Raw genomic sequence first — 12143 nt, forward strand, 5'->3', positions numbered from 1 at the left:
CGCGGAACCGGCTTAGCCGGGCCGCAGGCGCAGCGCCCCCTCGGGGGGCAGCGCATTACACGCAGTGAAAAGCGTGGGGGCCTATATCTTCCACTTGGCCATGAGCTGCTCAGGCGAGAGCGCGTCATAGCCTTCAAACGGCTGGTGAATCCATGGATTGGTGGGCAGCAGCTCGACCGAGTAATCGGGCTGAAAGGTGGAGACGCCCTTGGTCCAGATCACGGCGCTGCGCAGCTCTGTGATCGGTTTGTAGTTGTTCTTCAACTGGTGGATCACGGCATTGAGCGTGTGACCTGAATCGGCCAGGTCATCGACCAGCAGCACCTTGCCGGCGATTTCGCCCTTGGGTGTGGTGATGAAGCGGGCGATGTCGAGGTTGCCCTGCGTCATGCCGGCGTCGGCCCGGTAGGAGCTGGTGGACATGATGGCCAGCGGCTTGTCAAAGATGCGCGACAAGATGTCGCCGGGGCGCATGCCGCCGCGGGCCAGGCACAGGATGGTGTCGAACTTCCACTCGGACTGGTGAATCTTGATAGCCAGTTTTTCAATCAGGTTGTGGTATTCGTCATAGCTCACATAGAGATGCTTGCCGTCTTCTGTCAACATGAAATGCTCCTGATTTGATAGCTGCTTGCGCCCGCCCTGATTGGGCTGGAAGCCTGTTTTTCCAAATATTTCGGACTAGGCGGCGTAAGGGTTGCGCAGCAGGATGGTGTGGTCTCGGTCCGGGCTGGTGGAGACCATGTGGATCGGCACGCCGGTGACTTCTTCGATCCGGTGCAGGTACTTTTGGGCAGCCGCCGGCAGCTTGTCATATTCCGTCACGCCCACCGTGCTCTGGCTCCAGCCCAGCAGGGTTTCGTAAATCGGCTTGCAGCGCTCGATTTCTTCGGCGCCCATGGGCAGGATGTCGGTGATGTGGCCGTCGAGCTCGTAGCCGGTGCACAGTTTGAGTTCGTCAATACCGTCGAGCACGTCGAGCTTGGTAATGCACAGGCCCGACAGGCCGTTGACCTGCGCCGAGCGCTTGAGCAAAGCAGCGTCAAACCAGCCGCAACGGCGGCTGCGCCCGGTGGTCACGCCTTTTTCAGCGCCCACGGTGCTGAGGTGGTAACCCACAGTACCGGGCTTTTCCCAGTCGAGCTCGGTCGGGAAAGGCCCGCCGCCCACGCGCGTGCAGTAAGCCTTGGTGATACCCAGGATGTAATGCAGCATGCCAGGGCCCACGCCGGCGCCGGCAGCCGCATTGCCGGCCACGCAGTTGCTGGAGGTCACGTAGGGGTAGGTGCCGTGGTCAACGTCGAGCAAGGTGCCTTGTGCGCCTTCAAACAGCAGGTTGGCGCCGCCTTCATTGGCGTCGTTGAGTTCGCGCGAAACGTCAGCCATCATGGGCTTTAGCAGCTCGGCGTGGCGCATGGCTTCTGCGTACACGGTGTCGAAATCAACAGCCGGCGCATGCAGGTAGCCGGTCAGCACGAAGTTGTGCAGATCCAGCAACTCGCGCAGCTTGGCGGCAAAACGGTCGGGGTATTTGAGATCCTGCACGCGCAGGGCGCGGCGGGCTATTTTGTCTTCGTAGGCGGGGCCGATGCCGCGTCCGGTGGTGCCGATCTTGGTCGTTCCGCCCTTCTCGCGATAGGCTTCGCGTGCGACATCCAGCGCGACGTGGAAAGGCAGAATCAGCGGGCAGGCTTCGCTGACGCGCAAGCGCGAACGCACCTCAACACCGGCTTTTTCAAGCCCTTCAATCTCTTCAAACAGCTTGGCGGCCGACAGCACCACGCCGTTGCCGATGTAGCACTTCACCCCCGGGCGCATGATGCCGCTGGGAATCAGGTGCAACGCCGTCTTGACGCCGTTGATGACCAGCGTGTGGCCGGCGTTGTGGCCGCCCTGAAAGCGCACCACGCCCTGCGACATCCCGGTCAGCCAGTCGACCAGCTTGCCCTTGCCTTCGTCGCCCCATTGGGTACCCACGACCACGACATTGCGGCCCGCGGTTGCGGTTTGTTTGTTTGTCATCTTCAATTCTCGTTAAGGTTCGTTGGAGTCAAGCCGGGCGGAGCTGAGGCCCTTAGGCGGCTTTCTTGAGGGGCTGGACCACCCATTGACCGGCAGCCTGGGCCAGTTCGCGGTCGCAATCAAATTCATTGACTTCGTGTTCGTGGCCCGGCAACACGCAGGCCACGGTTTCACCGCCGGCGCGCAGGCGGGCAATGGCCGCGCGCAAGCCGGCGTCTTCGCCCCAAGGCGCGCGGATGGCGGCCTTCAGGGGCCGGGGCAGCAGCACGCTGACCAGCTCCTTCAAATCCAGACTGAAGCCCGCTGCCGGGCGGTTACGGCCGAACACGGCGCCGACTTCGTCATAACGGCCACCACGGGCCAGTTCGGCGCCCTGCCCATAAATGGCAAAGCGGGTGCCGCTGTAATACGCATAACCGCGCAGGTCGGCCAGGTCAAAGCTGACCTTGACGTCGCCTTTTTCGCCGCCGGTGTGGGCAGCCAGCCATTTGAGGTTCTGCAACGCTGCCTTCAAACCGGTCGAAGGCGGCAAGACTCTTTCGGCCTCGGCCAAAACTTTCTCATCACCGTAGAGTTGCAACAGCGCCTTCAGGCCCTCGCGCGCTTCTGCGGAAATGCCGTCCTTGAGGCTGGCCACGAGGCTGCCGAGCTCGCTCGCGTCCTTAGCCGCCAGCGCGGCGTGGATGAGTGCCAATGTCTTGGCGTTGACGGTGGCGCCGGCCAGCAGGCTGTTGACGATGCGCACGTCGGCCATATCAACGCTCAATTCGGTGACGCCGGCAGCCTTCAGGCCTTCGAGTGCCAGTTGCTGGGCTTCAAGGTCGGCTTCAAGGCCGGCGTGGCCGTAGATTTCGGCGCCGAACTGCAATGGTTCACGGGTGGCGTGGGGCTTGTCGGTGCGGGTATGCAGAACGGGGCCGCAATAGCAAAGCCGCGTGACACTGTTGCGGTTAAGCAGATGGGCATCAATACGGGCCACCTGAGGCGTGGTGTCGGCGCGCAAGCCCAGGGTGCGGCCAGAGAGCTGGTCTACCAGCTTGAAGGTCTGTAAATCAAGGGCTTCACCGGTTCCGGTCAGGAGCGATTCGAGATGCTCCAGCAGCGGCGGCATGACCAATTCATAGCCATAGCTGCGGGCGGTGTCCAGGAAGAGGCGGCGCAGCTCTTCGATGTGGCGCGCCTCGGAGGGCAGGACATCGGCAATTTGATCAGGCAATTGCCATGACGACGACCAGGCGGGCATTGTAATTTTCGTGGGCTGTTAAAAACAGCATTTTACCGGGCTTGAAGCGGGTTTCCGACATACCGGGTGATCAATGCCGCAGTCAACCGCAAATACTGGCCCGAGCTGGATGTGCCGGGGCGACAGCGGCCAATCAGTTCATGCCAGCACGACCAGCATGATCACGCCGGCGGCGATGCTGCAAAGTCCAAAAAAACGGATTTGCCCATTGCCCAGAGCAAGGACTTGCTCAAACATGCGGCGCCAGCCGCCTGGAGAGATAAAGGGTAACAACCCCTCGATCACCAGCACCAGGGCCAGCGCCTGCCAGAGGGTGTTGCCGTCCACGGAGGATTATTTTTTGGCGGGCGCGGCATTGTTGCCGGTGCCGGGGCCGCGCATGGCCTTGAAAAAGTCCGACGACGGGTCCAGCACCATCACATCGCTCTTCTTGTTGAAGCTCGCCTTGTAGGCGTCCAGGCTGCGGTAGAACTGGGCAAACTGCGGATCGCGGCCAAACGATTCTGCATACGCGCGGGCCGCTTCGGCATCGCCCTCGCCCTTGACCTTCTGCGCATCGCGGTAAGCATTGGCGATCGTGACTTCACGTTGGCGGTCAGCATCAGCACGGATTTTTTCGCCTTCGGCAAAACCGGTGGAGCGCAGCTCGTTGGCGACACGCTGGCGCTCGGCCACCATACGCTTGTAGACGGAATCGGTGATCGCTTCCACGTAATCGACACGGGTGATGCGCACATCGACCACGTCCACGCCCCAGGGCTGCGCGCCCTGCACGGCCTGAAGCACTTCACGCTTGACGTCTGCCATCAGGGCTTCGCGCTTGAGCGAAAGCAAATCCTTGACGGTGCGTTTATTGATTTCTTCCTGGAAGGCATTGCGGACCACACGGTTGAGCTGACTGGCCCCCGCTTTTTCGTCCAGCCCGACGTTGCGGATGTATTCGCTGGGCTGGGTGATGCGCCAGCGAACATACCAGTCAATCACCACCCGCTGCTTTTCAGCCGTGAGCATCGGCTCTGCATCGACGCTGTCGAGCACGAGAAGGCGTTTATCGATATACGACACGTTCTGGAACGGCGGCGGGAGCTTGAAATGAAGACCCGGCTCGGTGACGACGTCTTTAATTTGGCCCAAGGCGTAAACCACGCCAAACTGGCGCTGGTCAACGACAAACAGCGTGGAACTGAGCAGCGCCAGGATGACCAGCAGCGAAGAAGCAATAAATCCAACTCTATTCACGATCGTCTTCCTTAGCGTGTTTCACGATCGCGCGTGCGGGAAGCATCGCGGGAACGGGCATCGAGGGGCAAGCTGGAAACGGGCGCAGCAGGCACCGCCAGCGAAGCCGCGGCTCCGGGTGCCGCCTCTGAGGCCGCATCGCCCTGCGCCGTCATCTGCATGATTTTGTCGAGCGGCAGGTACAAGAGGTTGGAGCCCTGTCGGGACTCCACCATCACCTTGGTCACACTGGAATAAACCTGCTGCATGGTGTCGGTGTACATGCGGTCGCGGGTGACTTGGGGTGCCTTCTGGTATTCGGTCAGAACAGAACGAAAGCGCTGGGCGTCACCCTGTGCCTGCGCCACAATTTTTGCCTTGTAGGCTTCGGATTCTTCCTTGAGGCGGGATGCGGAGCCGACGGCCCGTGGAATCACATTGTTGGCGTAAGCCTGGGCTTCGTTTTTGGCGCGCTCACGCTCCTGGCCGGCCTTGAGCACATCGTCAAACGCCGCCTGTACCTGCTCGGGAGGACGTACGCCGCTTTGCTGAAGGTTGATGCCCACCACTTCAACCCCGACCTTGTAACGATCAAGAATGGTTTGCATCAAGGCGCGGACGCGCGGTCCGATCTGGTCGCGCTCGTCTGCCAGGGCCAGATCCATCTTCATTTTGCCAACCACCTCGCGGACGGCTGTTTCGGCGGCTTGAACCACTGCGGCAGCAGGATCCTTGCTTTCAAACAGGTACGCACGTGCGTCGTTCAGGCGGTACTGCACGGCAAATTTGATTTCGACAATGTTCTCGTCTTCGGTCAGCATGGCCGAATCGCGAAGGCCTGTCGCCTTGATGATGACGTCGCGGCCGACATCCACAGAACGAATCTGCGTGACCACCACGATCTCGTGGCGCTGCACCGGATAAGGCATGCGCCAGTTAAAACCCGCACCCACCGTGGAATGGTATTTACCGAACTGGGTGATGACGGCCTGCTGGCCTTCCTGAACAATGAAAAAACCGGTGCCAAGCCAGATCAGCACAGCCACGCTGGCAATCAGCCCCACGCCGATGCCGGCACTTTTCATGTCGGGCTGAAAGCCGCCGCCATTGCCGCCGTTGTTACCCCCGCCATTGCCGCGGCCGAAACCTCCGCGGCCGGGATTGTTTTTACCGCCGCCGAAAAGGCCGCCGAGCTTGCGGTTGAAGTCGCGCCAGAGCTCGTCGAGATCAGGTGGCCCCTGATTCGGTCCCTGCCCCTGCGGGCGGTTGGCCGGCTTTGTGGGTGGACGTTCCTCGCGAGGGGCTTCGGGCTTGGCATCGTCGCCGGAAGACGGCTTGTCGTCGTCGCGGCCCCAGCGTGGATCATTGAGGTTGAACATGCCTTGGGCGCGTTGCTTGAGCCGGCCTGGCAAGCTCGTCAAGTTCTGCAGCACGGGGTTCAGATTCATGGGTTCAAACTCACTTTTTTTCATTACACCGACATTGTGCCTAATGAAACCGCCATATCAGGCAAGGTCCTCGGCAGTTTGGGGGATTTCGTCCGTCGGCGGGTTGGCCGCATAACCGGTCAGCAAGGCCCGCAGAAGCGGCAGACCCTCGCCGGTCTGTGCACTCACGAACACCCGTTCCACGCTGCGGCTGGATCCCTCAAACGCGTCCCTGAGTTCGAACATGTCTTGCATGTGCAGGGGCCAGTTGCCCTTTTCAATAGCGTCCAGTTTGTTGAACACCAATATTTGTGGCACGTCGGCCGCGCCAATTTCCGAAAGCACCCGTTGAACCTGCTCGATTTGCTCAAGGAAATCGGGATTGGCGCCGTCCACCACATGCAGCAACAGGTCGGCATCTGCGGCCTCCTGCAACGTTGCAGCGAAAGCGTCAATTAGCCCGTGAGGCAAGTCGCGGATAAAACCCACGGTGTCCGACAGGGAGACGGAGCGCGCAGCATCTCCAAGATAAAGCTGCCGGGTCGTGGTGTCCAGCGTGGCAAACAGCTGGTCGGCTGCGTAGGCACGCGCCTTGACGAGCGCATTGAAGAGGGTGGATTTACCCGCGTTGGTGTACCCCACGAGCGAAATGGTGAACGAGTTGCGGCGCACGCGCTGCTTTCGCTGGGTTTGCCGTTGCTTCTTCACCTTGGCCAGGCGCTCTTTGGTGCGCTTGATGGCGTCGCCGATCATGCGTTTGTCGAGCTCAATCTGCTTTTCACCCGGGCCGCCGCGCACGCCCGCACCGCCGGTTTGCCGCTCCAGGTGAGACCAGCGCCGTACCAGACGCGTTGACGTGTACTGCAGCCTGGCCAGCTCCACCTGAAGCTTGCCTTCATGGCTGCGGGCCCGCTGGGCGAAAATTTCGAGGATCAACAGGGTCCGGTCATTGACCGGCATGTCCAGGTGCCGCTCCAGGTTGCGCTGCTGCGCCGGGCTCAAGGACTGGTCAAAAAGCACCTCGGTGGCGCCGGTATCCAGCGCGAGCAACTTGATTTCGTCGGCTTTTCCCGTTCCGATAAAAAGCGCCGCGTCGGGCGCCCTGCGCTTGCAAGTCACGCGCGCAACCGGCTGCAGGCCTGCTGTTTGCGCGAGCAAACCCAGTTCCTGCAGATCGGCATCGAAATTTGGCAACCCCAGATCAACCCCCACGAGCAGAACCCGGGGTGTTGCGCTTACCGGAGTATCGTACGAACTCAGCTGGCGGGGCTTTCTTCAGAATCGCTGGTCGCGAAATTCACTGCGCGGCCTGGAACGATGGTGGAAATCGCATGTTTGTAGACCATTTGGGTCACAGTGTTGCGAAGCAGAACCACGTACTGATCGAAGGATTCGATCTGGCCCTGCAATTTGATCCCGTTGACGAGATAGATGGAAACAGGAACATGCTCGCGACGCAAGGTGTTGAGAAATGGGTCCTGCAAGAGCTGGCCTTTGTTATTGCTCACGATATTTTCCGTGTTCAAAAGTTAATAGAACCTGACCTTACCACAGGGCGTGTTCGTGGTCATGTAGTCCTAAGCCGATTCCTTGTCCTTAAAGGGGTTGTGAGAGCTCTTCATCTGGATGCGCAGTGGTGTGCCGACCAGATCGAACTCCTTGCGGAAACGCCCTTCCAGGTAGCGCTTGTATGACTCAGTGACGTGCTCAAGCGAGTTGCCGTGGATGATGATGATGGGCGGGTTCATGCCGCCCTGGTGGGCATAACGCAGCTTGGGGCGAAACACACCGGACCGCTGAGGCTGCTGAAACTGCACGGCTTCCAGCAGCAACCGCGTCAGAACCGGCGTGGACATCTTGCGGTTGGCCGAGGCATGCGCCTGAACAATGGACTTCCAGACCGGGCCCAACCCTTGGCGCTTGATGGCTGAGATCGGATGGATGGCTGCGAACTTGAGAAAACCCAGGCGCGTCTCAATCGACCGCTCCAACAGTTCGCGTTGGTAGGAGTCCACAGCGTCCGACTTGTTGATCGCCAGCACCACCGAACGGCCGCTTTCCAGGATGTAGCCGGCAATATGCGCGTCTTGATCGGTCACACCCTGTGTGGCGTCCAGCAGCAGTAGCACCACGTTGGCGTTTTCGATGGCCTGCAAGGTTTTCACAACGGAAAACTTCTCAATGGCCTCGAAGACTTTCCCTTTGCGGCGCAGCCCAGCGGTATCAATTAGTTCAAACTTTTGCCCATCCCGTTCAAAAGGCACTGAAATGGCGTCGCGCGTGGTGCCGGGCAGGTCGAATGCAACCAGACGCTCTTCCCCCAACCAGGTGTTGATCAGCGTGGACTTGCCCACATTGGGGCGCCCTGCTACGGCCAGACGGATGACCGATGGGTCTTGCGGTTCGACCTCTTCCTCGGGATCCGGCAAATTGAGCGGCGCGAGCGCCATGTCGACCAGCGTACGCATGCCCTGCCCGTGCGAAGCCGACACCGCCAGCATTTCGCCCAGGCCCAGTTCAAAGAACTCAGAAAGCTGCACGCCTTCAGTCATGCCTTCGGCCTTGTTGGCTGTCAGGACCGTGGGCTTGCCCAGCTTGCGCAGGTATTTGGCAATGTCGTAGTCTTGCGCGCTGATGCCGGCACGGGCATCGACCACAAAGACGACCACATCGGCTTCCGCGACGGCCTGCCGCGTCTGCTTGGCCATTTCCTTGTAGATGCCCGACGCCGCATCGGGTTCAAACCCGCCGGTGTCGATCACGATGTATTCGTGGGGGCCCAGCTTTCCGTTACCGTAATGACGATCCCGCGTCAGCCCGGCGAAATCGGCCACGATCGCATCCCGCGTCTTGGTCAACCGGTTGAAAAGCGTCGACTTGCCCACATTCGGGCGGCCAACGAGCGCTATGACAGGTTTCATCAATCAGTTTCTACGGGCCGGTGGCCCTTATTGGGGCTGGAAGCCGTAAACACCACCATTTTGGGTCACGGCAATCAGCGTACTGCCTACCAGCACGGGTGTTGCCGCGATGGCTGAGCCATCGGTGGGCAAGCGGTTGAGCAAGGAACCATCTTCGCGGGACAGCAGGTGGATAAAACCCGAAAAATCGCCGATTGCGATGGAACGACCCACCACCACCGGCGCCGTCAGGCTGCGATAACGCAGACGGTCCGTCGACCAGGCACGCTCGCCATCGGTTCGGCGCCAGGCGTTCACAGTGCCATCGGCTTCTGTGCCGAACAGCAGGCGATCATCGCCGTCAATACCCTGTATGCCATTGGCGGGCTTGGCCCAGAGCAAATTACCGCGCGCGGCGTTGACACAGCCGACGCTGGCCTGAAATGCCCGCGTACAAACAATGTCACCTTGCCGGCTGACGCGGCCCACGAGGTCCACCAGACGCTCAACGTCATTGATACCGCGGGGAGTGGCCACAGGTGCCTCCCAGCGGACGCTGCCATTGGATGGGTTGAGGCCTACGAGGCGACCCGCCAAGCCGACCACCAGGGTGTCACCCACCGCCAGCATGACGCCAGATTGGCGAAGCACCAGCGGTTCGTTGGGACGCTGCTGTGTCCACAGCTTGCGGCCCGTTTGTCCGTCAAAAGCCGAGACGGAGCGGTCTGCGGCCAGCACAAAGACCCTTAGCCCTGCCACGAACGGAGCCGAAAACGCCTGCGCGCCAAGCTTTTGGCGCCAGAGTTCACGGCCTTCCTGCAATGCGACGACTTCATTGGCCTTGGTGACGACAGCAACCAGCTTGCCGTCGTTTCCTACGCCTGCTGCCAGCGGCGTGTTCAGCGCAAAGCGCCAGACATCACGGCCGGTCTGGGCATCCAGCAAAGCCACGGTGCCATCGCTGCTGGCCACGGCTACGCTATTGCCGGAAACACCCATTTCAAGCGGAAAGTTCACTGCCCCAACACGGGTGGCCCAGATTTGGCGAGCCGACACCAGGCCCGTCACCGGCTGAAGTTCTGTGGGTTGCGGCTTGGCAGGTCCCCCACCAAAGAAAGAGCACCCCCCCAGAAGTGCTATGAAAATGATAGCTACTGGCGCACGCAGCACGTAGGCCAGGGGCCTGAAAGACTTATAAATCATTTTTTCACCTCTGCATTGGGTGTATCGGAAGCTTTGGCCTGCCCTGCCGCGGGATCAACTCCCAGCGCATTGAGCTTGACCTCAACCAGGCGGCGGTATTCGGAACGCTCATCGAGCCCTTTGTACGCCTTGTCGTACGCCTCTTTGGCATCGGACTTCTTGCCTTGCGCAGACAAAATGTCACCGCGCCGGTCCGCCGCCAGTGCGTCGAAATCTTTCGGGAACGGAGCGGAAAGCTGCTGCAAGGCTTCGTCATAGGACTTCTTTTCAAGAAGCAGCCCAGCCAGACGTAACCGGGCGACCGACTGATAACCTGCGTCGTTCGCTTTTTCAGCGACCCAATTCAGGGCGGCGCGCGAAGCGTCTATATTGCCTTTGTCGTAGTACGCCTTGGCCGCGAGCAATCCCGCCTGCTGCGCATAGCTTGTCCGGCCAAAACGGTCTTTCATATCGGCCAGCGAACGGTCCACTTTGGCCATGTCGCCGGACTGTACCGCGCGCTCAACTTCGTCATACATAACCGACGCCTGGGCATCCTGACTACGCTGCCAATACTGGTAGCCGTTCCATGCCGCGAAGGCTCCGAGCACCACGATCAGGGCCCAGGTGATCATGTCGCCGTACTGTTTCCAGAAATGCTTGAGCTCATCAAGCTGTTCCTGTTCTTCCAAATCGAGATGTTTTGCCATAAAGTTCTTGTTCTGCCCCGAGAAACGGCGCGGATTGAGTTGAGGTGATTGTAGAGGCCCGGCCGCCGCCCGAATGGCGGCCTTTCCAGGTCAGCTGAGCAGCGTGCGGGCCCAGCCCGCAATATCGGCCAGCGGCTGAAGTGCCTGGGCCGTCAGGGCCTCATTCTTTTCACCCCGGAGGTGCTTGACGGCAACGCAGCCTTGGGCGAGTTCAGTTTCGCCAAAAATCAGGGCATATCGCGCACCGCTGCCATCGGCCTTTTTGAATTGGGATTTCATGCTCCCCATGCCGTCTGTCGTGCCGGCGTGCATCTGCACGTTGACGCCAGCGGCACGCAAGGCTTCGCAGCTTGCCATCACGACCGGCATCGCATCGGCCGACGGCACGATCGCGTAGACGTCGGGACCGCTTGGGGGGGGCAGCACGCCAACAGCCTCAAGCAGAAGCAGCATCCGCTCCACACCCATGCCCCAGCCGACCGCGGGCGTAGGCTTGCCGCCCAGCTGCTCGAACAGGCCGTCATAGCGGCCACCACCGCAAACTGTTCCTTGAGAGCCCAGTTTGTCGGTGATCCATTCAAAGACCGTGAGGTTGTAATAGTCCATGCCGCGCACCAAGCGTGGATTGATGCGGTAGGCCAGCCCCGCAGCATCAAGCACCGCACGCACCGCATTCAGGTGCGCCAGCGAAGCCTCGCCAAGGAAGTCCATGAGCTGCGGCGCCGCGTTGACGATGGCCTGCATGGCTGGATTTTTGGTGTCAAGAATGCGCAGCGGATTGCTATGCAGCCGCCGCCTGGCATCTTCGTCGAGCACATCGGCGTGCGCTTCAAAGTGCGCAATCAGCGCGGCACGGTGCGCCATGCGCTCATCCGGCTGACCCAGACTGTTCAGTTCGAGCCGCACATGCTCCATCGGAATGCCCAGATTCTGCAGCAGCGCGCGGCACATTAGAATCTGCTCGGCGTCTACATCGGGGCCGGCAAAGCCCAGCGCTTCGACATCGATCTGGTGAAACTGGCGGTAGCGCCCCTTCTGTGGCCGTTCGTGGCGGAACAGCGGCACGGCCGACCAGACCCGCATGGGGCCGTTGTACAGGGCGTTGTGTTCGACCATCGCACGCACAATGCCGGCGGTGGCTTCCGGCCGCAATGTGAGCCGGTCTCCGTTCATGGAGTCGACGAAGGAATACATCTCCTTCTCGACTATGTCGGTGACCTCGCCCAGGCCGCGCACAAACAATGCGGTCGGCTCGACGATCGGGGTGCGCACGTTAGCGTAGGCATAGCGCGCCATCAAGGCGCGGACCTTGGCTTCGAACCACTCCCAGCGCGCCGACTCCGGCGGCAGGATGTCGTTCATGCCTTTGACGCCCGCCAGTTTTTCCGATTTGGACACGACAGTCTTCTCTACCGGGCCGGCAGTTGTTTTTTCAACCATG

12 protein-coding genes are annotated in these 12143 nt (G+C 60.7%); all 12 read right to left on the reverse strand.

The window, feature by feature from the left end; all coding sequences use genetic code 11:
• Nucleotides 1–81: 81 nt before the first annotated feature.
• The 12 genes from ABI546_RS02295 to hisS all read right to left on the reverse strand — a co-directional run bounded on the left by ABI546_RS02295 (nucleotide 82) and on the right by hisS (nucleotide 12142).
• A complete protein-coding gene (locus ABI546_RS02295) occupies nucleotides 82–606 on the reverse strand; it encodes a phosphoribosyltransferase (protein ID WP_348043698.1) in 525 nt (174 codons plus the stop codon).
• Between the two features lie 75 nt (nucleotides 607–681).
• Complete coding sequence (locus ABI546_RS02300; protein ID WP_348043700.1) at nucleotides 682–2022, reverse strand: adenylosuccinate synthase; 1341 nt, start codon at nucleotides 2020–2022, stop codon at nucleotides 682–684.
• 52 nt (nucleotides 2023–2074) lie between these two features.
• Nucleotides 2075–3265, reverse strand: a complete 1191-nt coding sequence (locus tag ABI546_RS02305; RefSeq protein WP_348043702.1) for an ATP phosphoribosyltransferase regulatory subunit — start codon at nucleotides 3263–3265, stop codon at nucleotides 2075–2077.
• A 138-nt stretch (nucleotides 3266–3403) separates the two neighbouring features.
• Entirely contained in the window at nucleotides 3404–3592 is a 189-nt protein-coding gene (locus ABI546_RS02310) for a DUF2065 domain-containing protein (RefSeq protein ID WP_348043704.1), read from the reverse strand.
• Between the two features lie 6 nt (nucleotides 3593–3598).
• Nucleotides 3599–4504, reverse strand: coding sequence for a protease modulator HflC (gene hflC, locus ABI546_RS02315; protein WP_348043706.1), 906 nt, complete (start codon nucleotides 4502–4504; stop codon nucleotides 3599–3601).
• A gap of 11 nt (nucleotides 4505–4515) precedes the next feature.
• A complete protein-coding gene (hflK, locus tag ABI546_RS02320; RefSeq protein ID WP_348043708.1) occupies nucleotides 4516–5931 on the reverse strand; it encodes an FtsH protease activity modulator HflK in 1416 nt (471 codons plus the stop codon).
• A gap of 57 nt (nucleotides 5932–5988) precedes the next feature.
• Nucleotides 5989–7122, reverse strand: coding sequence for a GTPase HflX (hflX, locus tag ABI546_RS02325; RefSeq protein WP_348043710.1), 1134 nt, complete (start codon nucleotides 7120–7122; stop codon nucleotides 5989–5991).
• A 44-nt stretch (nucleotides 7123–7166) separates the two neighbouring features.
• Complete coding sequence (gene hfq, locus ABI546_RS02330) at nucleotides 7167–7436, reverse strand: RNA chaperone Hfq (protein WP_309683960.1); 270 nt, start codon at nucleotides 7434–7436, stop codon at nucleotides 7167–7169.
• A gap of 51 nt (nucleotides 7437–7487) precedes the next feature.
• Nucleotides 7488–8831 (reverse strand): ribosome biogenesis GTPase Der, encoded by a 1344-nt coding sequence (gene der, locus ABI546_RS02335; protein ID WP_348043712.1) that lies wholly within the window; start codon nucleotides 8829–8831, stop codon nucleotides 7488–7490.
• 27 nt (nucleotides 8832–8858) lie between these two features.
• Entirely contained in the window at nucleotides 8859–10013 is a 1155-nt protein-coding gene (gene bamB, locus ABI546_RS02340) for an outer membrane protein assembly factor BamB (protein ID WP_348043714.1), read from the reverse strand.
• Nucleotides 10010–10702, reverse strand: coding sequence for a tetratricopeptide repeat protein (locus ABI546_RS02345; RefSeq protein ID WP_348043716.1), 693 nt, complete (start codon nucleotides 10700–10702; stop codon nucleotides 10010–10012). Before ABI546_RS02345 ends, bamB begins: the two co-directional genes overlap by 4 nt.
• Before the next feature lie 90 nt (nucleotides 10703–10792).
• Nucleotides 10793–12142 (reverse strand): histidine--tRNA ligase, encoded by a 1350-nt coding sequence (gene hisS / locus ABI546_RS02350; protein WP_348043718.1) that lies wholly within the window; start codon nucleotides 12140–12142, stop codon nucleotides 10793–10795.
• Between the last annotated feature and the right edge of the window lies 1 nt (nucleotide 12143).

The sequence above is a fragment of the Polaromonas sp. genome (genome assembly GCF_039932935.1).
Taxonomy (GTDB): Bacteria; Pseudomonadota; Gammaproteobacteria; order Burkholderiales; family Burkholderiaceae_C; genus Polaromonas.